The following is a 23,216-nucleotide window of genomic DNA, read 5'->3' as shown; positions in this document are numbered from 1 at the left end:
TCTCTTCCCAGGGCAGCTCTCCCCCGCCCGAGAGCCGCCCCTGCCTCCCCCTCCACATCGGCCCGCCTCTTTCCCGCTGCCGACCCCTTCCGACCGCCAACGACCGTTGACGACCGCTTCCGTCGTCACCGCCCGTGGCTCCGCCCTCCACCGGCCTCCGACCTCGGCCCCGCTGCGGAACCATTCGCTCCGCCCAACCCCGGGCCGACACACCGCCCTTCCCGGGCGCCGCACGGCAGGGGCGCCGCGCCCCTCGACCGCCGTCGCGCCGGACTCCACAGCCCGTAGACTTCCCCCAGCAACACGCCGCAGGGGCGGCGGAACTCTCCCAGCCGTAGCTGGGGGTGCCCCCCGTCCCTCGGGTCGCACCGTGCGGTAACAGGGAGGAAGCGTCGCAGTGAGCAGCAGGCCATCCCGAGGCGCTGCTCGCCTCGCAGCCATACTCGACGCCCTGCCCGACGCGCTGTTGCTCGTCAACTGCAACGGCACGGTCGTCAACGCCAATCACATCGCGCTGGAGACGTTCGAGGTCCCCGGCACCGGGCTCGTCGGACGCGGTCTGCTCGACCTGCTGCCGGCGTTCGACTCGCGCCGCATCCCCGGCTCGATGCGCCTGCCCGAGGACCGGACGAACGGCGGGCGCACCAAGCCGACGCGCATGATCGCGCGGCGGACGGACGGCACCCAGTTCCCCGTCGAGGTCACCAGCGCCAACCTCCCCGACAGCCGCACCCCGTATGCCGAACAGGGCCCGTACACCGGCGACGAGCTGCTGATGCTCGTCGTCCGCGACCTGACCGGCACGCTCGACACCGAGGCCGAACTCGCCCGTCAGCAGCGCCAGACGGAGATGATCCTGCGCGCGGCGGCCGAGGGCGTGGTCGGCGTGGACACGGCGGGCAAGGTCGTCCTCGTCAACCCCTCCGCCGCGCAGATCCTCGGCTACCGCGCCAGCGACCTGGGCGGACGTGAACTGCACCCGTTGATCCACCACTCGCGCGCGGACGGCTCGCCGTTCCCGTTCGAGGACTCGCCGATCGCCGACACGCTGCGTTCCGGTCGCAAACACCGGGTGCGGGGGCAGGTGCTGTGGGCCAAGGACGGGCGCGCGGTGCCCGTCGATCTGACGACGGCGCCGGTGCGCGACGGCGACCAGCTGGTCGGCGCGGTGATGACGTTCACCGACCGCCGCCCGTACGACGCGCTGGCCGCGCGGCACGCCCAGTTGGTGGCTGTGCTCGATGGCTCGCTGCACGGGCCGCTGGAGCGGCTGCGCGGCGAGCTGGGCACGCTGGCCGCCGACCCGGCCGGGCAGTTGTGGCCCGAGGCCAACCAGATCCTGCACCACCTCGCCGCCGGTTACGGACGCATGGCGCGGCTCGTCGAAAGCGTGCTCGCCTACCAGCGGCTGGAGGCGGGCGAGGGGCGGCTGGAGCGGGTGGCGACCGCCCTGGACGAGGTCGTCGCCGCCGGTGTCGAGGGGGCCGTCGAGCTGATCGGTCCCGGCCGTGCGCAGTTCGCGGTGCACGCGCCGGCCATAGAGGCCGAGATCGACGCGGAGTGGTTCGCCCGGGCGCTCACCCACCTGATCGCCGACGTCGCGGGCGTGGACGCGACGGGCGAGGCCGCCGCCGGCGCGGCGCCGTCCGGCGACTCGACGATCGTCGTCGCGGCCGCGAAGCGGGACACGGCCGTCCGGATCGAGGTGCGCGGCCCGCACCCCGGCGGCGACCCGGTCCACGGACCGATCGTGCGCGGCATCGTCCAGCGCCACGGTGGCGTCCTCCAGACCCACGACGTGCCGGGCAACGGGGGCGGGAAGGCGTACGTGCTGGAGGTGCCGGTCTCGGCGGAGGCCGGGCCCGTCAACCCGTCCGACCGGCCCGACTCGCCGCCCAGCATCGGCAGCGGGACGACGATCATGCCGATGCCGGGGCAGCGGTCGGGAGAGACGGCGGCGGCCCGGGGACGGTTGGGGCGAATGGGGGCGCTGGAAGCTCTGCTGCGTCCGGTGCCGTGGCGGGAGTTGGTGGGGCTGAGGGAGCGGCGGGCTCTGCGGGTTCTGGTGTTCCTGGGAGTTCCGGGGGTTCTGCGGCTTCCGGTGGTGTAGGCGGGGCTGGGACGGCTCGGGGTCCGGGGGCTCCGGAGGCGCGGCGGGGCCGGTGGGGATGGCGGGGCCTACGGGGTCGGCTGGATCGGTGGGTTCCGCTGGAGTGGCGGGTTCCGCTGGAGTGGCGGTTCCTGCTGCGGGTGCCGGTGGCGCCGCGAGCGCTGGGAATGCCGGTGACGCCGGGAGGGCCGGAGGTGCGGCTTCCGGCGGTCCGGCTGCTCCGCATGCGCCGAACTCCGCAGCGCGGCCGATCGCCACGCCCCAGCAGAACCAGCAGGCGCAGCCCGGCCCTTCGGCTCCTCGGCCGCACGCTTCCCCTTCGCCTCTTTCGCCCGATCCGTCTCATCCGGTCGCCGTGGCTCATCCGGCGTACCCGGTTCCGCAGGCGCGGCGAGGAAGTTCGCCTTCCGGGCACGCCCCTGCCTCAGGTGCCTCTGGTGTCCCCGCACAACCCGGCGTTCCCAACGCCGCGGTACCCCTCGAGGGAGCGGAGGGCGCGGCGCCGCACCCCGGTCCCGTACCCGGCGCGCCCGTGCCCGCCCAGCCGACCGGGCGTCGGCGCGGTCCGGCCCGTCCCGACGAGGAGGAGGCGGCCGGCGCCGAGCGGGTCCGGGCCAATCGGCACGGCCGCGGCGCCGACCAGGCTCCCGCACCGGGTGCCGGGCTCGTGCCGCCGCAGGTGGCCGCGCCCGCGCAACCGACCGGACGCCGTGCCCGGCGCGAGGCCGCCGCGGCCGAACCGGCGGAGGCGACGGGCGCGGACGCCCGGCGCACGCCGTTCGCGCTGCCGCCCGCCGAGGCGGACCGCAGGCCCGACTCGGCCGCCGAGGCCGTCGCCGTGCCCACCGGGCGCCGCGCCCGGCGCGCTCTCGCCGAGGCGCCCGAGCGGCCGATCCCCGGCCAGGCCGATGCCGAACCCGACGTTCCGCGTACCGCGTTCGCGCTGCCGCCGGCCGAAGCCGACCGCAAGCCGGCGCCCGGCGCGGGTGCCGAACCCGTCCCTGAGCGGCCGGTGCCGGCGCAGGGCGGACCGCTTGACGGCGGAGCCGTGGAAGGTGGACCGATTGGCCCAGCGGCGGTCGGGCATGGCAATCCCGGTCACGGGGGCCTCGATCACGGGGGTTCCGAGCAGGGAGGTCCCGGGCACGGTGGAGCTGGTCGGGGCGGTCCCGTGCGCGGCAATGCGGTCGACGGTGCCGGTGATGGCGTAGGCGGCGGTGGCGAGGCCGGAGCTCCGGGCGGTTCCGGTGGTCCTGGTGGTCCCGGTCTTCCTGGTGGTTCCGGTGGTCTCGGTGGTCCTGTGCCGATGCCCGCCGGGCAGTCCGGTGCCCCCGGTGCGCCCGTCGCCGCACGCCCTGTGGACGCCGCCGGGCCGATGGGGCCCGCCCGGCCCGTCGGGCCCGCCGCTCCGCCCGCCGCGTCGGGGCACTCCGGCCCGGCTGAGCCCGGTCAGGTCGGTTTGAGTCCGGTCGGCGGGGGTCAGGCCGGTGCCGGGCACGCAGGTGCGGGACATGCCGCTGCCGGTCCGGCCGACCCAGCCGGCCATGTCGGCCATGTCGGTCACCCCGGGCACCCCGCCCATGTCGGTCACGCCGATCGCGTCGAAGGCCCTGAGCGTGCCGGTGCCGCCGATGCCGGGCGTCCCGAAGTGGGCCGGGCGCCCATGTCCGTCGGCCCCGCGGGCCCCGACAGCCCCGTCGGTCCGGCCGGGCAGCAGCCCGGTTCGTCGGCGCAGGCGCCCGCGCCCGCGCCGTCCGCGCCCGGGATCGCCGGTCCCGCCGCGCCGGCCGGGCAGGAGGCTCCCAACGTCGGTACGGAATTCGACGGTTCGGCCGAAGCTCCGCCCACCGGGCGCCGGCGTGCGCGCCGGGCGCTCGCCGAGGAGCCGGGCGCGTCGGTGCTGCCGGGCTCCGGTGACGTCGCCCGTGCCATCAGCGTGCGCACGCTCGGGCAGGGCGCGCCCTACGCCCAGCAGGGCGGGGAGACTCCGCCCGGCGGCACCCCTAGCGCGTCGGGAGCCGGTTCCGGGCGGCGGCGCAAACTGGGCAATCCGGCTGACAACGCCGGTGAACGGGAGGCGCAGGCCCGGGCCCAGGCGCCCGTCGCCACGCCGCGCCCCGGCCCGACGGGCGGTCCGCTCGGCTCCGGACCTCTCGGCTCCGGCCCGATCGGTTCCGGTCCGATCGGTTCCGGTCCGATCGGTTCCGGTTCCGTCGGCCCTGCCCCCGCCCACCCCGGCGGCCCCGGCAGCCCCATTCACCCCGGCCCGAACGGCCCGCGCCCGTCGGCCGCCGCGCCGGAAGGCCGCGCCTTTGCCATAGGCGCGCCGGACGAGGGCGCCGAGGGCCCGGAGCCGCTGGACGGTCCCAACGGTGCCGTCGAGATCAACCCCGGTGAGCCCGTTCCGCCGCCCGTGGACGACGAGTTGCCGCCCGAGCCGCTCGACAACCCGCGCCGTCTCCTCGTCTGGCCGGCCCCGGACACGTCCACCCGGCAGGCCCTGACCGAGCGCGGCTACCGGCCGGTGATCGTGCACTCGCGTGAGGAGGTGGACGCGCAGATGGCGGCCTATCCGGCCGCGCTGTTCGTCGATCCGCTCACCGGGCCGATCACCCGTACCGCCCTCCAGGCGCTGCGTCAGGCGGCGGTGGCCGCCGGCGTTCCCGTCCTGGTCACGGCCGGTCTCGGGCAGGCCACGCGGGAGGCGGCGTACGGTGCCGACCCGGCCGTCCTGCTCAAGGCGCTGGCGCCGCGCGACAGCGAGATGCACCCGGCCCGCGTGCTGCTCGTCGAGGAGCACGAGCCGATCGCCAACGCGCTCACCGCGACGCTGGAGCGGCGCGGCGTCCAGGTGGCCTGTGCCGCCACGGACGCGGAGGCCGTGGCGCTGGCCGGGCAGATCCGCCCCAACCTGGTGGTGATGGACCTGATGCAGGTGCGGCGCCGCCGGGCCGGGATCCTGGACTGGCTGCGGGCACAGGGGCTCCTGAGCCGGACCCCCCTGGTCGTCTACACCTCGGCCGGCATCGACCCGGCGCAGCTTCCCCGGCTGGCCTCCGGCGAGACGGTCCTGTTCCTCGCCGAGCGTTCCACCAGCGCCGAGGTGCAGAGCCGGATCGTCGACCTCCTGACGAAGATCGGCACCAGCCCGGGGTGAGGGGCCGCCTCAGCGCACGAGCCGGCGCGCGGCGGTCCGTACCGAGGTGCGGAGCCGGGCGCGGTCCTCGTCCGTGTCGCCGGTCAGGACGCGGCGCATCTGCGGCTGGACCGTGGACCAGGAGACCATGGCGATCAGCATGAACAGCAGGTCGGCGGGCGGGATCTCGGAGCTGATCACGCCCTTGCGCTGGGCCTCGGCGAAGACGGCGACCTTGCGGTCGTAGTGCCGTTTGCGCTCGTCCTCGTGCGGGAAGGTGTCGGTGCCGTACTCCAGGCCCTCCCAGTAGATGAGGCGGATGAGCTCGGGGTGGGCGGCGTGGTAGTCCATGAGGCGGTCGATCCAGGTGTCGACCTCCTCGGCGTCCACCGGGACTTCGGCGGCGAGTTGGGTCAGCCGGGCCTCCAGGACCTGTGAGAACAGCTCCGCCTTGTTGCCGAAATAGGCGTAGATGAGCTGTTTGTTGGCCTTGGCCTCGCGGGCGATGCGGTCCACCCGGGCGCCGGCGATGCCGTACGCGGCGAACTCGGCGGTGGCCGCCTCGAAGATACGGGCCTTGGTGGCCTCGGGGTCCCTTGCTCCTGCCATACCACCCAGAGTAACCAACTAATTGGTTGACAAGGACCCGGGTCGGTCGGGAATATCTGCAACCAACCAGTTGGTTGCCAACCGCGCGACGCGATGCCTTACCGAAAGTGGGGAGCACCTCCCGCGATGACCGCCACACCCGTCACACCCACCACCTCCGCCACGACTGGCGAAACCGCCCCAGCCGCTGCCGTCACTTCTGCCACTGCCGCCCACACCGAACTCCCCGGAACGGGCGCCCACACCGAACTCCCCGGAACGGGCGGGAAAAGCCCCCGGACCAGCCTTCCCGGAACCGGCCGGAAAGGTCCCCGGACCGGCCTCCTCCTGACCGTCATCTCCATATGCACGGCCATCACGGCCGCGAACATCTACCTCGCGACCCCGCTCCTCGGCCTGATCGCCAAGGACTTCGGCGTCCCCTCCTCCTCCGTCGGCTGGGTGGCGTCGGTCGGCCAACTCGGCTACGCCGTCGGCCTGCTGCTGTTCGCCCCGCTCGGCGACACCGCCGACCGGCGGCGGCTGGTGTGGATGCTCTCCACCGTGGCGGCCGTGGCGGTTGCTGCGGCCGGGCTGATGCACGGTACGCCCGCACTGGCGGCGGCCGTCCTCGTGGCGTGCGCGGCCACGGTCGTCCCGCAACTGCTCGTCCCCCTGGTCGCCGAGCGCGCGCCCGCCGAGCGCCGGGGACGGCACGTCGGGGCCGTCGTGACCGGCCTGTTCGCGGGCAGCGTCGCGGCCCGGGTCCTCGGCGGACTGGCCGGCCAGGCGTACGGGTGGCGGCCGGTCTTCTTCGGCGCGGCCGTCCTCACCCTGGCCATCGGCGTCCTGACGGCTGCCGTACTCCCGCCCGAGACGCGTCCCGTCCGCCGGTCCCGGCCGCTCAAGGTCATCGCCGGGCTGCCCGGCCTGATGGTCTCCTCACCGGCCCTGCGGGCGGCGTGCGTCCGGCAGGCCGGCGTGTTCGGCACCTGGAGCGCCCTATGGACGACGCTCGTCCTGCTGCTGACGGACGAGCACGGCGCGTACGTCATGTCCACGGCCACAGCCGGTCTGTTCGGCCTCTTCGGCCTCACCTCGGCCGCTGCCTCGCCCCTCGCGGGCACCCTGATCGACCGCTTCGGCACCCACCGGGTGATGGCCACGGGCTACCTGGCGGCGGTCGTCTCCCTGCCCCTCTTCTGGCTCGGCGGCCGGCAGCTGTGGGCGCTGTGCGCCGGCGCGATCCTGCTGCACGCCGGTTTCACGGCCGGCCAGGTGGCCAATCAGACCCGCGCCCTGGGCGCCACCTCGACGCCCTCCGCGGCCAACACCGCGTACGTCGTCTGCTCGTTCGCGAGCGGCGCGATCACGTCGGCGCTCGCCGGTCCGGCGTACGGGCACTGGGGCTGGGACGGCGTGTGCGTGATCGCCGCGGTCTGCGCGGTGGCGGGCTGGGCCGGCGGGGCGCTGGTGGAGCGGGAGCGGTGACGCGGGAGCGGTGACGCGCGGGAGCACTGACGCGGGAGCACTGACGCGCGGGAGCGGCGACGCGCAGGAACGGTGACGCGAGGGCGCTGACGCGCGGGAGCACTGACGCGGGTGGGACGGGCGAAACCGGCAGGACCGATAGGACCGACGGGACCTACGGGACGACGAAGCCGGCGGAACGAGCGATACGGGCAGTACGAGCGGTACAGGCGGTACGGACGGGACGGGCGTTACAAGCGGTCGGAGCGATACAGGCGGGGCTTCGTTCCGAGCGCCTCGCCCGTACCACCTGTCCCCCCGTCCACCCGCCCGCTCGCGCCTACACCTCAGCCCGCACCGGCGGCAGGACCGTCACCTCCAGCTCCCCCTCCGCGTACTGCCGCCGCAGCGCCTTCTTGTCGAACTTCCCCACCGTCGTCTTCGGCACGGACGGCACCCGGACCCACCGTTCCGGCAACTGCCAGCGCGCCACGCGCTCCCCGAGGAACGCGTGCAGCACCTCGTACCCCGTCGAGCAACCGTCTCGCAACACCACCACGGCGAGCGGCCGTTCGCCCCACTTGTCGTCGGGGACCGCCACGACGGCCGCCTCGGCCACCTCCGGGTGGGCCATGAGGTGGTTCTCCAGCTCGACGGAGGAGATCCACTCGCCGCCCGACTTGATGACGTCCTTCACCCGGTCGGTGAGGGTCAGATAACCGTCGGGGGTGATCGTGCCGACGTCGCCGGTGCGCAGCCAGCCGTCGGGGCTGAACTTGTCCTCCGGGCGAATCGGTTCGCCGCCCGCGCCCCCGTGGTACGCCCCGGCGATGTACGCCCCGCGGATCTCCAGTTCGCCGGCCGACGTGCCGTCCCACGGCAGGAAGCCGCCGTCCGGCCCGGCGAGCCGCGCCTCGACGGAGGCGGGGATGCGGCCCTGGGTGATGCGGTACGGCCACTCCTCCTCGGGCGTGAGGCCGGCCGGCGGGTGGGCGATCGAGCCGAGGGGCGACGTCTCCGTCATCCCCCACGCCTGCACCACGCGCAACCCGTGCCGCTCCTCGAACGCCTTCATCAGCGACGGCGGACAGGGCGCGCCTCCGCTGATCACGGCTTCCAGGGAGGACGTGTCACGCGGGCGGGCGTCCAGTTCGGCCAGCAGGCCCTGCCATATGGTCGGCACCCCGGCGGTCATGGTCGGCCGCTCGCGCTCGATCATCTCGGCGAGCGGCGCGGGCTGGAGGAAACGGTCGGGCAGCAGCAGCGACGTACCCGACATGAAGGCGGCGTGCGGCAGCCCCCACGCGTTCACATGGAACATGGGAACGACCGGAAGGCAGGTCTCCCCCTGCTTCAGCCCGAACGTCGCGGCCGAGTTGATCTCCATCGAGTGCAGGTAGAGCGACCGGTGGCTGTAGACCACGCCCTTGGGGTCGCCCGTCGTCCCGGAGGTGTAGCAGAGCGCGGCGGCCCGGCGTTCGTCCACCTCGGGCCAGTCATAGGCGTCGGCGGTCTGCGCGGCGAGGAGTTCCTCGTAGTCGTGCACGCGGGGGCGGCAGTCCGCGAGGACGGAGCGGTCGCCGGGGCCGGAGACGATCACGTGCTCCACGCAGTCGAGATGCGGCAGGAGCGGTGCCAGCAGGGGCAGCAGCGAACCGTCGACGATCACCACGCGGTCCGCCGCGTGCCGGATGATCCAGGCCAGTTGCTCGGGGGGCAGCCGGAGGTTGAGCGTGTGCAGCACGGCGCCCATGGAGGGGATCGCGAAGTACGCCTCGACGTGCTCGGCGTTGTTCCACATCAGCGTCCCGACGACGTCGTCCCCGGCGACGCCCAGCCCCCGCAGCGCGTGCGCGAGCCGCGTCGCCCGCGCCCCGGCCTCCGCGAAGCTCCGCCGGCGCGGTGTGCCGTCCCCGGTCCAGGTCGTGATCTGCGCCCGCCCGTGGATCACGGTCCCGTGGGCCAGTATCCGAGTGACGGTCAGCGGTACGTCCTGCATCGTGCTCTGCACCAGGGGCCTCCCCATTTCGCCTGTTTCGCACCTGTGGCGGCCGGTTGGGCCGTCACGCGAAGGTCGTCAGGTCGTTCCCGGGTGATTCTGGTGGCGTTTCCGGTGGTACGTCACTACCTCGGCGGGGCTTGATCTTTCGGGAAAGCGGTGCCATGGCCCGCGGAGCGAACGCCGGGGGTACGGAGCATGGGGCGTACGGAGCGTGGGACGCGCGGTGGGGGTACGGAGGGTGGGCGGCGCCGTGGGTATGAAGGGTGGACACGCGCTGGGGTACGGAGCGCGGGGCTCGCGGGGGAGCGCACAGCGTGGGGCGCGCCGGGGGTAGGGAACGCGAGGGCGGCACCGCGGGTACGAAGTGCGGGGAGCGCGGGGGCGGCGGGGGAGCCCGGAGCGCGAGGCCGCGGCAGGGGATCCGGGAAATCGCGAGGCGGGGGCAGGGGAGCCCGGGTCGCAAGGCAGCGGGGAGCCCGAAGCGCGGCCCCGCCCCGTCACGCCGCCCGGACCAACTCCAGCTCCGGGTCCTCGCGCAGTTTTCCCAGGGCGCGCGAGACGGCGCTCTTGACCGTGCCGATCGAGACGCCGAGCAGCTCGGCGGTCTGCGCCTCGGTGAGGTCCTCGTAATACCTGAGGACGACCATGGCCCGCTGCCGGTCGGGGAGCCGGTGCACCGCGCGCCACATCGCGTCGCGCAGCGCCTGCGCCTCCGCCGGGTCGGCGGCGGGCGGCGCCTCCCGTTCGGGGAGCTCCTCGCAGGGGTACTCGTCGACCTTCCGCTTGCGCCACTGCGAGGTGCGCGTGTTCACCAGCGCGCGCCGGACGTAACCGTCGAGCGCCCGGTGGTCCTCTATCCGCTCCCAGGCCAGGTAGGTCTTGGTGAGCGCGGTCTGCAGCAGGTCCTCGGCGTCGCTGGGGTTGGCGGTCAGCGAGCGGGCGGTGCGCTGCAGAACCGGGCCGCGTGCCCGTACGTACGACGAGAACGACGGGTACACGGCAGTGGATGCACTGGGGCACACGGTCGTGGTCATGCCTCAACGCTAGGAGCGCCCGTGTACCCGGCGGATCGGCCGGAGGTGCCGAAGACCGCTCCCCCTCAGGTCGTACGGGTGGGGCCGCCCCCACCTCCTGGAGGGGTAGACGGCGCGACGTCGGTATCGGTCCGCCCCCGGAACCCGCGGCATCACCCGATGACGGCCACCGGGGCGTCGACGAGGTCCCGGTCGATGGTCAGCTTCCGGCCCCCGTGGGTCTCCGAGACCTCCCCGGCGTACTGGTGGATACGGCGGTGGGGCTGCCAGGCGGTCTTGGACAGGGTGCGTTCGTTGGCCGTCGAGGCGGTGACGCGCCAGCGGGCGAACCACATCACCGACGGCAGCGACCTGACCCCCGCGCGCCGGGCGCGCTCCATGTGCCGGATGCCGGACTCCGCGCTGCTGTAGAAGCCGGAGATGTAACCGTGCCGGGCGACCGTGCCGCTCCACGACCGGATGAACGCCAGCGTGACCGCGGCGCAGTCCTCGTCCTTGTCGTTGTACGCCTCCATGTCGAGATAGATCGGGCTGCCCGGCAGGATGCCGAGCTGCCGCGCCTTCTCCACGGCCTCGACGGCCTCCTCGGCCCCCTGGTCCTCCGGCTCGTCGCCGATGGGCATGACCCGCTTGGTCTCCGAGCGGACGCACGGCGACTGCGAGCCGACGTACAGCGGAAGCACGCGCCAGCCGAGATCGCGGGCGCCGGTGAGCCATGTGTGGCTGAGCCACCGCTGGCGGGGGCAGGCCCGGCCGTCACCGGCGAAGTAGACGCCGACGCCACGGTACGGAGAGGTCTTCCACGCCCGCAATGTCACCAGCGACGGAGCCTGGCAGGTGTCGAACGCCCGGCCCCGGAACACGGCGCGGGCCTTGGCCATCGGGGCGTTCGCGTCGGCCGCCGTGGCGGGCGCGTAGCCGGCCGGGAGCTGGACCACGCCCGCCATCAGGGCGACGAGATATCCGATGATCCTTCTTCGTGCGTCCATACGGCGAAGTCAAGGTCCAGGATCCCATGGGCCTTCGCTGACACGCCCTCGATTCATCCGTCTGGCCCGAAAGGCAGCCCGGACGTGGGAACTCCGGCTCCAGGGTGACGAAACCGCCCTTTCGGGACACTTCGCCGCCGCTCCGCCATCGCCCCGCCGCTGCCCCGTCACCGCTCCGCCGGCGCAGCCCCGCCGTCGTTCCGGCGCCGCCCCGCCGGCAGTGTCGGCGAGCGGCCGCGTGACGGGCACCGGGGCGCCCCCGCGCGGCCGTTCGGGCCTTGACCCTGGTCCTGGCCCTTCCCCTGGACCCGGCCCTTCCCTTGACCCTGACCTCATCCTGCCCTTGGTTTGTCCGTTGCCCTCCGATGCCGCCCCTTTCCTACGGGCTCTCGTCTCATTCCGGATACCCGGCCGCCTCGACGCCCGACCCACCCCGGCGTCCCCGCCTCTTTCTTGACGCCGGAGGCTCACCGGCCCGGGGACTCACCACCGGCCCGGAGGCTCACCGGCCCGTGGGCCCACAGGTCTCCGGGCCCACGGGCTCCGGATCTCCGGAGACGCCCGAGGCGCCCAGGGCACCCTGGGCACCGGGGGCCTTCGAAGCCTTCGAGACCCTTCCGGAACCCCCCGACCTCAGACCGCCTCAGCCACTCCCCCCACCGCACTCCCCCACCCCCGCCGCGAACGCCCCGGTGGCCCCGACAGGCCCGGTCACCTCGGCCGCCTCCCCGGCCACCATGGGCGTTTCCCGGCGATGGTGTGGATCAGCGCATCAGTCGTCGTGGACGTTGGCGAAGACGACCCGGACGTTCTCCTGCTGGATGTCGGTGTGGCCGGGGCCGGCGACGCTCGCGGTGTTCTCCTGGTTCGTGGCTCCCGTGCCCGTCGCGACCTGCTGGCTGGTCGTCGAGTTCCCATGGTTGCTGCCGCCGACACCGCTGCCGACGACGCCGGCGATGGCCGCGTTGGAACCCCGGTTGGCGAACTGCCCACGGGGACCGTCGTCGGCCTGCGCCGAGCCGGCGAAGAGGAGCGCCGCCATCGGGAGGGCGGCTACGGCGGCGAGGATTCGGGCGGCCGTGCGGGTGCTTGCCATGTCATGCCTCCATAAAGGAACTGCGTTGCTGTGCAAGGCGGTTAGCCGGCCACCCTGCGGATCAACGACGTCGCGACAGCAGAATTGCCCACCGAGCACCCCCCGAACCCCCTGCGACTCCCCATTCCCTCGCAAGCATGACGTTCCATGGATAAACCTTCACCACCTCCACAGGCCCGTGCATCCGGCAGCACACCCTTCCCGCACCACCCCGAACCCCCGAAAGCCCCACGGACCGAACCGTTTCACCATCGATCCGCCCCGGCGTACCCCGCACCGCCACCCCGCCACTCCCCCGGCGCGGAACGGGCAAAGGATGTGCACCGTCCGCTCCCGCCGCCCGACGGCCGACGCGCCGCCCGCCCCGGACGAACTCCTCGGCGCGGCACGGGAGTCCGCGCGGTTCCGCACGACACGGCACGGCACGGCGCGGGCGCGCGGCCGCAAGCGCACCCGCGATGCACCGGCAAGCCGGCGCACCGGTTCCCCAGGCAACAGAGCACCGAGCGAAGGAACTTCACCCACGCCGGCGCCCTCCGCCGGCCGGCACGCCGGAACGCCCTCAAGCACCAGCGATCGCACAGGAAGGCACCCGATGATGAACCTCATATGCCAGGTCCTGCCCATCGCCGCCCCCACCCTCGGCTGGGCCGCCCACGCCCTCGTCCTCGCCCGCCGCCTCCGCACCGCCCGTACGGACCCGCTCACCGGGCTGATGCGCCGCGAGGAGTTCACGGCCCGTGCTCCGCGCGCGGTGCGCCACCCGCAGGCCGCGGTGCTGCTGCTCGACCTCAACGGGTTCAAACAGATCAACGACACGCACGGGCACGCGGTGGGCGACCAGGTCCTCGCCGCCGTGGGCCGTCGCCTCGCCGCCTGGTGCGCCTCACGCGGCGGCTTCGCCGCACGGCTGGGCGGCGACGAGTTCACCGCGGTGGTCCGCCTCTCCCCCGACGCCGACCTCGACGACGAGCTGACATACGGGCTGTCCGCCCGGCTGTCCGCGCCTCTCGACGCGGGAACCGTCACACTCGCCCCTCGCGCGTCCATCGGCCTCTGTCACACCGCGCACCGCCCGGGTGCCGCCCTGCCCGACCTGCTGCGCGGTGCCGACGAGGCCATGTACACGGCCAAGCGCCTCGGTGACCATTGGCGGCCGGCCGGTTCCACCGGCACGTACCCCACGGTGGCCGGACGCCGCGTGGGCCGCCCGGGAACGCACCTGACGCTGCTCGCCCCGGTCCGCCGCCGGGCCGCCTCCTGAACGCCGGCGCCCGCCGGGCGGCGCCCCCGCCGCCCGGCGACCGGCGTCACCACCACCGCACCGCCCCTGCCGCCCTACGCCGCTACTTCCACTGGTCGGAGAACGTCCGCCCGGGCACCGGCTTCGCGACGAGGGCCAGCGGAACGAAGAACCCGACCTGGCCGATCGCGATCGTCAAGGTGGCCAGCGCCTTGTCGTCGTAATGCTCGGCCACCTCCGCGTACAGCTCGTCGGACACCCGCTCACCCCACGCCGACGGCTGGAACACCGCCTCGACCAGGGCCAGCGCGGCCCGCTCCGCCGCGGTGAAGTAGGGCGCGTCCTGCCACGAGGACACCGCCGTGATCCGCTCCTCGGTCTCGTCGGCCTTCCGCAGCAGCTCGGTATGCAGCATGGTCAGGTACGTGTTGCCGACGATCTGACCGGCCCGCAGGTGCACCAGCCCGATCGTGCGCCGCGGGACCGTCCGGTTCCCGACGGCCTTGAACAGCGCCGCCGACACCTCCGCCATCTCCGGCACGAGCTCCACCGGGTCGGACATCCGCGAGGCCGCCGCCACCTCTGCCGTGATCGCACGCTCCGCCATCGTCATCTCCTCCTCGATCCGCCACCGCCGCGGCCGAACCGCCGCCGTGTTCTTCGTTCTTCGCCGACACCGCACTGACGGATCGAGGGAAACGAACGTGACCGGCGGCGGATTGTGATCCGGAGCACGCCTTCACCCGACGCGAATGCCGCCCGATGCCTCTGCGTGATTCATTGGGCCACCGGCACGAAGGCCCACAGAGCGATGTCGGCGCCTCAGTACCGAAGAGGCGTCATCAGCCCGTACTACGCGGGGTTGACGGACGGTCACTCACGCCCAGCTGAATGGCAACCAACCGCTCTGTCTCCGGCGTCGGTGAATCTCAAGCGGTTGGCCGGCGGCTGGGGACGGTACGACGACATCTCCTCACCCGGAACGGCGGCCCCACGTGTGCGGGGCCGCCCGCCGCATGGCACTATCACGGCGGCGTTCCCCCCACATCCTTGCGCCATCCGTTTCACAGCAAGGACCCATCTGGCATGCACGGACGAAACGCCGTACGTCGCGCATCGGCGACCACCCTCGTCATCGCCTCCGCGGCCCTGGGACTGACGGTGCCGACCGGGTCCGCCCTCGCGGCGCCCGTTTCCGGCTGCGCTCCCGGCGTCTGGAAGGCCGAATTCTTCGCCGGCACCACGTTCGCGGGCAAGCCCAAGAAGACCGCCTGCGACGACGCGATAGCCGAGAACTACGGAAACGGCGCCCCGGCGGGCCTCCCGCGCGACAACTTCGGCGTGCGCTGGACGACCACCCGTGACTTCGGCTCCGGGGGCCCTTTCACCCTCGCCACCGAAGTCCAGGGCGGCGTCCGCGTCTACATGGACAAAACCCGTGCGATCGACCTCTGGAAGAGCGCGAAGGGTACCCGGAAGAAGTCCGCTCGAATCAGCGTTCCGCAGGGCAAGCACACGCTCCGCGTCGAGTACGCGAATGTCACGGGCCCGGCCGCCGTGAAATTCACCTATACGCCGGTTACCGGCAAGACCGACGACAAGGTCAAGCCCCTCGCCCCTTCCGGCACGCGGGCCGCCTACGACGCGGCGTCCGGCAAGGCGACCGTGACCTGGGTCAAGAACAGCGAACTCGACCTGGCCGGCTACCAGGTCCACCGCCGTACCCTCCCGGCCGCCGGCAAGCCCGGGCCGTGGCAGGCCGTCAGCAGTGGCAAGCCGGTGACCGGCACGTCCTTCACCGACCGCCCGGCGAAGGACGGCAGCGGCTACGCCTACGCCGTCACCGCCGTCGACAAGGCCGGCAACGTCTCCCCCCTCTCCGCCGAGGCGCGCGTCAGCACGCCCAGGCCCGCCCCCACCGCACCGGCCGCCCCGGCCGGGCTCAAGGCGACCTCGTCCAACGGCCGGCAGGCCGAACTCTCCTGGACGAAGAACACCGAGCCGGAGGTACGCGAATACCAGGTCTGGCGCCGCGCCGCCGGCCACGACTGGGAACTCACCGGCACGACCGCCGAGACCTCGGCCATCGACACTCCCAAGGATGACGGCACCACATACGAGTACGCCGTCGTGGCGGTCTCGGAGAAAGCGCGTTCGGAGCGTTCCGCACCCGTTTCCTTCACCCCCGAGGCCCGCCGCCCCGGAGAGCCGGGAATTCCGACCGGTCTCAAGGTGACGGGCATCGACGGCCGACGGGCCAAACTGACCTGGGACAAGGGCCCCTCCGCGGACCGCCTGATCGCCTACCGCGTCTGGCGCCGCGACCCGCGGCACGACTGGAAGGCCATCGGAAAGAGCAGCGCCGGCCTGCCGTTCTACGTCGACGACCCCACGGTCGACGGCACCACCTACGAGTACGCGCTCAGCGGGGTGGCCCTGAACGAGCAGGAGGGCAAGCGTTCCGTACAGACCGTCCGCTTCACACCCGAATTCCGCGGAGCACCCCAGCCCCCGTTCGGCCTGGAAGCCTATGACGCCCCTCAGGGCGTCCAGTTGTACTGGCGTTCCCTCGACAATGCCCCGAGCTTCCGTATCTACGTCCAGCGGGAAGGCGACGGCCCCGCCTTCACCACCGCCGGCTCCGTCCGGAACGCCGGCGACGGCCGGCTGGAATTCCTGGACACGAACGCCCGCCGCGGCAGCCTGACCTACTACGTGGTCGCCGTGTCCAAGGACGGCCTGGAATCCGGCCGCAGCGACCTGGTCCGCGTCGAAAAGCACTAGCCGGGAAATGCGCCAGGGGTGCCGCCCGAAAGGTCGGCACCCCTTCTGACCAGCATCTACGCTGACCTCGGCGGAGGCTGAGGGATTTGAACCCTCGGTGACATCGCTGCCACGACGGTTTTCAAGACCGTTCCCTTAGGCCGCTCGGGCAAGCCTCCCCGCGCCGGGCTGCCCGCCGCGGCGCGGGGGACAGCCTACCGGGTGCGGGTTGGGGCGGGGAGACCTGCCGGGGGTGGTGGGTGTGATGGGGACGGTGGGGATGGGGTTACTTGTCGCCGGTGCGTTCGCCCAGGACGATGTCCGTCGTCGTCTGCTTGCCGCCGCGCACGTAGGTGATGGGGACCTTGGTGCCGGGCTTGTGGGTCCAGATCTCGCTGATCAGGGTGGGGCCGCTGTCGATCTTGGTGTCGCCGAGCTTGGTGATCACGTCGCCCGGCTTGAGGCCGGCCTTGTCCGCCGGGCCGCCGGGGGTCACCGACGCGGCACCGTCGGTGCCGTTCTCGGCGATGCGGGCGCCGGTGCCGCCGTCCTTCATGTTCACAGTGGCGCCGATGACGGGGTAGACCGGCTTGCCGGTCTTGATCAGCTGCTCGGCGACGTTCTTGGCCTGGTTGATGGGGATGGCGAAGCCCAGCCCGATGCTGCCGGACTGGCCCTGGGCGCCGGGGAAGCCACCGCCGTTGTTCGCGGACTGGATGGCCGAGTTGATGCCGATGACCGCGCCCTGCGCGTTGAGCAGCGGGCCGCCCGAGTTGCCCGGGTTGATCGAGGCGTCGGTCTGCAGGGCGCTCATGTAGGAGGCGTTGCCGCTGCCGCCGCCGTCGCTGGAGGCCACGGGACGGTTTTTGGCGCTGACGATGCCCGTGGTGACCGTGCCGGAGAGGCCGAACGGCGCGCCGATCGCCACCGTCGCGTCGCCCACGGCCGCCTTGTCGGAGTCGCCCAGCGGGAGCGGGCTGAGCTTCGCCCCGGAGGGGTTCTTCAGCTTGATGACCGCGACGTCGTAACCCTGGGCGCGGCCGATGACCTCCGCGTCGTACTGCTTGCCGTTGGAGAACGTCACGGAGAGCCGGCCGCCGTCGGCGGCCGCGGCCACGACGTGGTTGTTGGTGAGGATGTGGCCCTCGGTGTCGTAGACGAAGCCGGTGCCGGTGCCGCCCTCGCCGCCGCTGCTCTGCGCCTCGATCGTCACGACGCTCGGCAGCGCCTTGGCGGCGATGTCCGCGACGGAACCGGGGGTCCGGCTGGCGGTCTTCGGGTCGCCGGGGGCCGAGACCGTCGTGGACGAGGTGTCGCTCCGGTTCGCCGCCCAGTAGCCGATGCCGCCGCCGGCCGCGCCGGCGACCAGGGCCGCCACCAGGACCGCCGCCGCGAGGCCGCCCCCGCGCCGGCGCCGCGGCGGTTCGGGCGCGCCCCAGGGCGCGGCCGGCGGGACGAACGGGCCGCCGTGCCCGGTGCCGTCCTGCGGCGCCGCGCCGTACGCGGCCGGGGCGCCCGCCGCGTTGAACCAGGGACCCTCCTGGCCCGCGGGCGGCGGAGGGGTTCCGGGGGCGGGCGGAGCGGGGTGACCGGAGGGAGGAGCGGGATGACCGGAAGGACCGGCGGGAGCGTGCGGCGGTACGGTCGGGAGCTGCTCGGTGCGGCCGTCCCCGCCCTCCGTCGCGGCGGCGCCGGCGGGCGGAGCCGGGGGCGCGGGCGGTGTCGTCCCCTTCGCCGCCTCCGGAGCCCTCGCCCCCTCCGGAGCCTTCGCCCCCTCCGGAGCCGGAGATCCCGACTGCGAACCACCCGCGGAAGGAACGGCGGCGCCCTCGTTCTCGGTGCTCACGGTGGTCTCCTCATCAGGTACGTCGGTTCGTTCACGGCCGGAGCCGCTGCGGGACGGGCGGGGCCACGCCGGAACACCTACCCCCGCCAGCCTTTCCCATCGCCCGTCAGGCCGCCGTAAGCGGTCCCTGTGCGCCTCCGCGCCGCCCGGACCGGTGGTCGGGTGGCCTGGGTGGCGTACGGGACGGCGGTGGCGATTCGCCGGAACGGCCGGGTGGCCGGGCAGCCGGGTGGCCAGGCGGCCGGACCGGTCGGCGCGGCAAGCGGACCGACCGGGCACAAGCGCCCCATGCGCGATTGTGCCAGGCGGTGGCACCATAACGCGGTGACCACTGCGCACCCGGCCCCCGCGTCCCGCCCCGGGAGCCGCCCGCCGGCCGTCATCGCCCACCGCGGCGCGTCCGAGGACGCGCCGGAGCACACCCTCGCCGCGTACCGCAAGGCGATCGAGGACGGCGCGGACGCGCTGGAGTGCGATGTGCGGCTGACGGCGGACGGGCACCTCGTCTGCGTCCACGACCGGCGGGTCAACCGCACGTCCAACGGGCGCGGAGCCGTCTCGTCCCTGGAACTGGCCGATCTCGCGGCGCTCGACTTCGGATCGTGGAAGGGGCACGCCACGGACGCGGAGGCGCCGGACACCGAGGCGACGGGCCCCGGCGATCCGGCCGACACCTCCGTCCTCACCCTGGAGCGGCTCCTCGAACTCGTCGTCGACGCGGACCGCCGCGTCGAGCTCGCCATCGAGACCAAGCACCCGACGCGCTGGGCGGGCCTGGTCGAGGCCCGGCTGCTCGCGCTGCTCGGCCGCTTCGGCCTCGACCGGCCGCCGCCCGGGGAGCCCCCGGCCGTCCGCGTGATGAGCTTCTCCGCGCGCTCCCTGCACCGGATCCGGGCCGCGGCGCCCGCGCTCCCCGCCGTCTACCTGATGCAGTTCCTCTCGCCGCGGCTGCGCGACGGCCGGCTGCCGCCCGGTGTGGGCATCGCCGGGCCCAGCATCCGGATCGTGCGCTCCCACCCGGGGTACGTGGCACGGTTGCATCGTGCGGGGCACCAGGTGCACGTGTGGACGGTCAACGAGCCCGAGGACGTCGGACTGTGCCTGCGGCTGGGCGTCGACGCGGTGATCACCAATCGGCCGAAGGCGGTGCTCACACAGGTGGGACGGCGCTGAACGCGCGCTTCCCGCGCGGCACGCGCCGTCGGGCGCGTCCGCACGCCCCCGCGCACATGACAGGGTGTGCCCCGGCGCGTTCGACCCGTGTTCGGCCGTCTCAAGTGCCCCCACCGGACCCGGAGTGGCCGGTTTCCGGTCCAGGCCATTGGGGCATTCATCCCCTGACGTGGGGCAAAGGAGGTCTCGGGGGTGGCGTTGGTGGTGGCACAGGAGGTGCCCACGTCGTCGATCATGGCCGTACCCCATGGTCCCGCCGGTGTGGGCGAAGCGAGACACCGCATGCGTGAGGACCTGCGAACGAGCGGGGTACCGGATCCGGTCATCGACGACGCCGTACTGATTCTTTCGGAGTTGCTCAGCAACGCGTACCGGCACGGGCGCCCGCTGAGCCGGGAGCGCGGCCCGGCACGGGCCGACGGCGAAGGCGGCGTCCTCGCCGCCTGGCGAGTGGACGAACGCGGACGGCTCACCGTGGAGGTCACCGACGGTGGCGGCCCGACCCGTCCGTTTCCGGCCACTCCCTCGGTCACGGCCCGCGGCGGCCGCGGGCTCAACATCATCAGCGCGCTGTCCCAGGAGTGGGGCGTCCGCGACGCCTCGGGCGAGGTGACGGTATGGGCCGTGCTCTCCGCCCGCGCCGGCTTCGCTACGCGCGTCGACCTCGCGCCGGAGCTGGACTTCTCGGATCTGGACGGGCTGGTGTAGTCCGTCGCGCGGCCGGACGCGCACCTTCCGGGAAACCGCATGCGCCCCTTCCGGGGAGCCGCATGCGCTCCCTCCGGGGAAGGCGGGCGGGCTCCTCCCGGGGGAGGCGGACGCGTACCTTCCGGAGGTTCGGGGACGTGCCCGCGGGTTCGCGGCCGCGCCGCCGGACTTCGCGGCGCTCGGCCGCGGGAGGCGCCGCGGGGCTCGACGCAGGACGCGCCGCAGGCCCGGGGGCGCCCGGCACCGTCCAGCCCCGGGGGCCGCCGCCCGGCAGCGCCCACCAGCGGAGACCGACGGCGGACGACGAGCGGGCGGGCGGCCCACGGGCAACGGGCAACGGGCAACCGGCTGCGGACGACAGGCGACCGGCTGCCGTCGGCGAAGGGCCAACCCGGAAGGGTCAGTTCAGCGTGACCTGACGGCTCGTCAGCCCGTTGCGTGCCCGGCGCTCCTCGCCGGACAGCGGCGACTCGTCGGCGAGCGCCTTGTTCAGCCGCTCCGCGAACGCGGCGGCCGGCTTCTCGACGTCCGCCGCGCCCACGCCGGTGGGCAGGTCCCAGACGGGCACGGTCAGCCCGTGGGCGCGGAACGAGCCGACGAGCCGGGTGCCTTCCCCGAGCGACGACTCACCGGCCGCGTGCAGCCGCGCGAGCGCGTCCAGCAGCTTCTCCTCCGGGTGGGTCATCACCCAGCGCAGGTGGTTCTTCTCGGGCGTCTCGCACCAGTACGCGCCCTCGGCCCCGGCGAGCCGGACGGTGGGGATCGCGGCGGCGTTGGCCCGCTCCAGCGAGGCGGCGACTTCGCCGGTGGCGTTCTCGGCGTTCTCGACCCAGAACTCGAAGCCGGTGTGCACCTCGGGCTCGAAGGGCGCCGAGAGGTCCAGCAGGTCCTGGAGCCGCGGCCCGTCGCCGCCCGTGCGGGAACCGCCGACGGGGGTGCCCGGTTCGGCGGCCAGGGCGCGCTGGAGGGTGTCCGCGAGGTCGCGGCTGAGGTCGCCGGTCGCGGTGTCGTTCTGCAGGCCGAGCAGGACGACACCGTTGTCGCGGCGCAGGGCCGGCCAGGCCATGGGCAGGACGGTCGCCAGGGTCACCGAGGGCACGCCCTCGGGCAGCCCGTCCTTCAGCGTGAGCCGCACGGTGGCGGCGGGCACCAGCTCGCGCAGGGCGACCCAGTCGGCCTCGCCCGGCAGGCCCTCGAAGGGCCGCTGGACCAGCTCGGCCGAGGCGTGGGCGGCCTGCTGGCCGTGGCACGCCTTGTAGCGGCGGCCCGAGCCGCAGGGGCAGGGCTCGCGGGCACCGACGACGGGGATCGGCCCGTCGACGGCCCGCGGTGCGGCGGCCTTGGTCTGGGGGCGGCGCTTCTTGGCCATGGCGTGCGTGTCTCCCGATCGATGCTTCCGACTCCGGGCTCGGGGCTCCGGCGCCGCGGCGCTCCGTTTCCGGATGCCCGACGTCCGGATCTCCGCTGCCGGATCTCCTGTCGCCGGATCCCCGGCGTCCGGCCGTCCGCTCCGGACGTCCGCCCGCCGGCCCGCCGGCTGCAGGCCGGATGCTCCGGCCCGTACGGGCGCGAGCCTAGCGCCCGCTCGCACGCGGGGTGGGAGGCCCCGGCCCCTCCCTTTCACCGTTTCTTCCAGGGCGCGCCCCCGGACCCCTGGCATCGCGGCTTCGCCGCGAGGTCCTCAAACGCCGGACAGGCTGATTCAGCCCGTCCGGCGTTTGAGAAACGGTGAAAGGCCGGGCCCCTGCCTCCGGCTCGCCGTCCGCATCCGGGGTGGGGTCCGGTGCCCCCGAGGGGGTGGTCGTCGCGGAGGCCGGTGGTCCGGTCGGGGGCCGGGGCCCTGGGACCCGTGCTTCACGGCTCGGCGGAGGCGTCGGTTCCGGGCTTTCGGGGGCGCCACTCGCGTGACTCCTGTCACAACTCCCGCTGTCAGCCCGGAAATCGGCGTCCGGAAATCCACGATCGAATTTGCGAACCGCCGATCTCTTGTTACCGTTCTAGGAGCCCGGTCGCTGGTGCATCCCCCGTCGCCAGCGATCGGGCGCTTCCATGCCCGGATGCCGGCGGAACCCGCCGCGGATCACCGGGCGTCTCCGGGAGCTCGCCCGGTGGGAATCCCCGGGCCGCCCCGATGCCACCTCTTCGAAGCTCGCAGGCCGAGGCCACGACGTTTCTCCTGCCCGGGGGCGGCCGGTCCCGAGCGCCGGCCCGGCGGCGGCGAAGAACGCCGGCTCCTCGCCGGAGCCGAGCGTTCCGCGCGGGCCGCGCTAATCGTCCGACGCCTCCGGCGAGTTGCTGCCGGAGCGGAGGAGCAGCTTCCCATCGGCCGAGGCGATCTCCGCGACCGCCGCATACGCGCCATGTCCGCGTACCGTCCGCCGCCGGGGGTTTCACAGCTGTCGGGAGCGTCCGTCGCGGGCATCGGGCAGCGCACCTGGAGCGAGCCGCCGTCCGGCGCCATCAAGGTCAACACGCCGGTGACCGGATCATCGGTGCCGTTCCGGTAGTACGTCCGCGCCCAGGTCTCCGCGCCCTCGGTCAGCACGCAGGTCTGGGCCTCCAGGCCGCCGGCGGAACCGAGTTCGGGGCCGCAGCGGGTCACGGGCTCGTCCGGGTCGGCGGGCGCCGCCGCCGCGGGCCGCGCACCCCGGTCCGCGCCGGAGCCGCCACCGGCGCCCGCCCCCTTCCGCGCGCCGTCCGTCAGGGCACCGGCCGCCGCGACCGCGTCACCGGCCGTGTCCCCGAGGCTCCCGAGCGCCGCGGGCCGCTCCGCGCCGGCCGGGCGGGCACCCGCCGGTTTCCGGTCCGGCCCGGCCTTCGCCCGGTCGGCCGGGGTGGCGGGACCCGCCGTCGCCGCCGCGAGCGGCAGGACGACGGCGAGCACCACCGCGGCCGCGAGCGCGACCATCCGGAGATTCGCTGCACGTTGCTGGGACACGCCGGGCACACCGGACGCACGCTCCATGGGACCACCTGCGACTCGCCGCGGACACTGGACGCGGGGCGATTCGGAACGCGCCCCGCCGGACCGGCGCGGCCGAGGGGGCGTCCGGTCGGA

The 23,216-nt window shown here is 73.9% G+C and carries 13 protein-coding genes, 1 tRNA gene and 2 pseudogenes; 7 read left to right on the top strand and 9 right to left on the bottom strand.

Going from position 1 to position 23,216, the window contains the following annotated elements:
* The first annotated feature begins 397 nt into the window (after positions 1–397).
* A pseudogene (locus tag ACQEVS_RS17840) lies at positions 398–5,267 on the top strand (PAS domain-containing protein).
* 9 nt (positions 5,268–5,276) lie between these two features.
* Here the strand turns inward: ACQEVS_RS17840 and ACQEVS_RS17835 are convergent.
* Positions 5,277–5,855 carry a TetR family transcriptional regulator gene (locus ACQEVS_RS17835; protein WP_433021564.1) on the bottom strand — a complete coding sequence of 193 codons (579 nt, stop codon included), beginning with the start codon at positions 5,853–5,855 and terminating at the stop codon, positions 5,277–5,279.
* A 126-nt stretch (positions 5,856–5,981) separates the two neighbouring features.
* Here ACQEVS_RS17835 and ACQEVS_RS17830 point away from each other — a divergent pair, with 126 nt between their 5' ends.
* The gene (locus ACQEVS_RS17830; RefSeq protein ID WP_433021562.1) at positions 5,982–7,325 is read left to right on the top strand and encodes an MFS transporter; all 1,344 of its coding nucleotides are present in this window, start codon (positions 5,982–5,984) and stop codon (positions 7,323–7,325) included.
* Between the two features lie 319 nt (positions 7,326–7,644).
* Here ACQEVS_RS17830 and ACQEVS_RS17825 read toward each other — a convergent pair whose 3' ends face one another.
* The 4 genes from ACQEVS_RS17825 to ACQEVS_RS17810 form a co-directional block, all read right to left on the bottom strand.
* On the bottom strand, positions 7,645–9,315 hold the full coding sequence (locus ACQEVS_RS17825; protein ID WP_433021560.1) for a long-chain fatty acid--CoA ligase: 1,671 nt from the start codon (positions 9,313–9,315) through the stop codon (positions 7,645–7,647).
* A gap of 488 nt (positions 9,316–9,803) precedes the next feature.
* Positions 9,804–10,340 carry a SigE family RNA polymerase sigma factor gene (locus tag ACQEVS_RS17820; protein WP_433021558.1) on the bottom strand — a complete coding sequence of 179 codons (537 nt, stop codon included), beginning with the start codon at positions 10,338–10,340 and terminating at the stop codon, positions 9,804–9,806.
* Between the two features lie 152 nt (positions 10,341–10,492).
* Entirely contained in the window at positions 10,493–11,329 is an 837-nt protein-coding gene (locus tag ACQEVS_RS17815) for a DUF1906 domain-containing protein (protein WP_433021556.1), read from the bottom strand.
* Between the two features lie 772 nt (positions 11,330–12,101).
* The gene (locus ACQEVS_RS17810) at positions 12,102–12,425 is read right to left on the bottom strand and encodes a hypothetical protein (RefSeq protein WP_433021554.1); all 324 of its coding nucleotides are present in this window, start codon (positions 12,423–12,425) and stop codon (positions 12,102–12,104) included.
* Between the two features lie 595 nt (positions 12,426–13,020).
* On the opposite strand from ACQEVS_RS17810, the gene ACQEVS_RS17805 reads away from it, so the two are divergent.
* Positions 13,021–13,689 carry a GGDEF domain-containing protein gene (locus ACQEVS_RS17805; protein ID WP_433021552.1) on the top strand — a complete coding sequence of 223 codons (669 nt, stop codon included), beginning with the start codon at positions 13,021–13,023 and terminating at the stop codon, positions 13,687–13,689.
* Between the two features lie 82 nt (positions 13,690–13,771).
* On the opposite strand, the gene ACQEVS_RS17800 is transcribed toward ACQEVS_RS17805, so the two are convergent.
* Positions 13,772–14,275, bottom strand: coding sequence for a carboxymuconolactone decarboxylase family protein (locus ACQEVS_RS17800; protein ID WP_433021550.1), 504 nt, complete (start codon positions 14,273–14,275; stop codon positions 13,772–13,774).
* Between the two features lie 479 nt (positions 14,276–14,754).
* Between ACQEVS_RS17800 and ACQEVS_RS17795 the strand changes: the two genes are divergently transcribed.
* Complete coding sequence (locus tag ACQEVS_RS17795; RefSeq protein ID WP_433021548.1) at positions 14,755–16,452, top strand: fibronectin type III domain-containing protein; 1,698 nt, start codon at positions 14,755–14,757, stop codon at positions 16,450–16,452.
* Between the two features lie 71 nt (positions 16,453–16,523).
* Here ACQEVS_RS17795 and ACQEVS_RS17790 read toward each other — a convergent pair.
* Both ACQEVS_RS17790 and ACQEVS_RS17785 read right to left on the bottom strand, forming a co-directional pair.
* Positions 16,524–16,610, bottom strand: a tRNA-Ser gene (locus ACQEVS_RS17790).
* Positions 16,611–16,717: 107 nt separating this feature from the next.
* On the bottom strand, positions 16,718–18,277 hold the full coding sequence (locus ACQEVS_RS17785; RefSeq protein WP_433021546.1) for a trypsin-like peptidase domain-containing protein: 1,560 nt from the start codon (positions 18,275–18,277) through the stop codon (positions 16,718–16,720).
* A 324-nt stretch (positions 18,278–18,601) separates the two neighbouring features.
* Between ACQEVS_RS17785 and ACQEVS_RS17780 the strand changes: the two genes are divergently transcribed.
* Both ACQEVS_RS17780 and ACQEVS_RS17775 read left to right on the top strand, forming a co-directional pair.
* Entirely contained in the window at positions 18,602–19,450 is an 849-nt protein-coding gene (locus ACQEVS_RS17780) for a glycerophosphodiester phosphodiesterase (RefSeq protein WP_433021544.1), read from the top strand.
* Between the two features lie 56 nt (positions 19,451–19,506).
* Positions 19,507–20,158 (top strand): annotated as a pseudogene (locus ACQEVS_RS17775) (ATP-binding protein).
* A 400-nt stretch (positions 20,159–20,558) separates the two neighbouring features.
* Here ACQEVS_RS17775 and ACQEVS_RS17770 read toward each other — a convergent pair.
* Positions 20,559–21,527, bottom strand: a complete 969-nt coding sequence (locus tag ACQEVS_RS17770; RefSeq protein WP_433021542.1) for a DUF5926 family protein — start codon at positions 21,525–21,527, stop codon at positions 20,559–20,561.
* Positions 21,528–22,518: 991 nt separating this feature from the next.
* On the opposite strand from ACQEVS_RS17770, the gene ACQEVS_RS17765 reads away from it, so the two are divergent.
* Positions 22,519–22,665: a hypothetical protein gene (locus ACQEVS_RS17765; RefSeq protein WP_433021540.1), complete on the top strand. Its 147-nt coding sequence runs from the start codon at positions 22,519–22,521 to the stop codon at positions 22,663–22,665.
* Positions 22,666–23,216 lie beyond the last annotated feature (551 nt).

The organism is Streptomyces sp. CA-181903, from assembly GCF_050937075.1.
In the GTDB taxonomy this organism is placed as follows: Bacteria; Actinomycetota; Actinomycetes; order Streptomycetales; family Streptomycetaceae; genus Streptomyces.
Note: the sequence above shows the minus strand (reverse complement) of the source record. Positions and strands in the feature narration are given on the sequence as shown.

Excerpts from the sequence above, each read along its gene's own strand:
- ACQEVS_RS17835 (WP_433021564.1), bottom strand. The coding sequence starts at position 5,855 with ATGGCAGGAGCAAGGGACCCCGAGGCCACCAAGGCCCGTATCTTCGAG.
- ACQEVS_RS17830 (WP_433021562.1), top strand. The coding sequence starts at position 5,982 with ATGACCGCCACACCCGTCACACCCACCACCTCCGCCACGACTGGCGAA.
- ACQEVS_RS17820 (WP_433021558.1), bottom strand. The coding sequence starts at position 10,340 with ATGACCACGACCGTGTGCCCCAGTGCATCCACTGCCGTGTACCCGTCG.
- ACQEVS_RS17815 (WP_433021556.1), bottom strand. The coding sequence starts at position 11,329 with ATGGACGCACGAAGAAGGATCATCGGATATCTCGTCGCCCTGATGGCG.
- ACQEVS_RS17810 (WP_433021554.1), bottom strand. The coding sequence starts at position 12,425 with ATGGCAAGCACCCGCACGGCCGCCCGAATCCTCGCCGCCGTAGCCGCC.
- ACQEVS_RS17805 (WP_433021552.1), top strand. The coding sequence starts at position 13,021 with ATGATGAACCTCATATGCCAGGTCCTGCCCATCGCCGCCCCCACCCTC.
- ACQEVS_RS17800 (WP_433021550.1), bottom strand. The coding sequence starts at position 14,275 with ATGGCGGAGCGTGCGATCACGGCAGAGGTGGCGGCGGCCTCGCGGATG.
- ACQEVS_RS17795 (WP_433021548.1), top strand. The coding sequence starts at position 14,755 with ATGCACGGACGAAACGCCGTACGTCGCGCATCGGCGACCACCCTCGTC.
- ACQEVS_RS17770 (WP_433021542.1), bottom strand. The coding sequence starts at position 21,527 with ATGGCCAAGAAGCGCCGCCCCCAGACCAAGGCCGCCGCACCGCGGGCC.
- ACQEVS_RS17765 (WP_433021540.1), top strand. The coding sequence starts at position 22,519 with ATGTCCGCGTACCGTCCGCCGCCGGGGGTTTCACAGCTGTCGGGAGCG.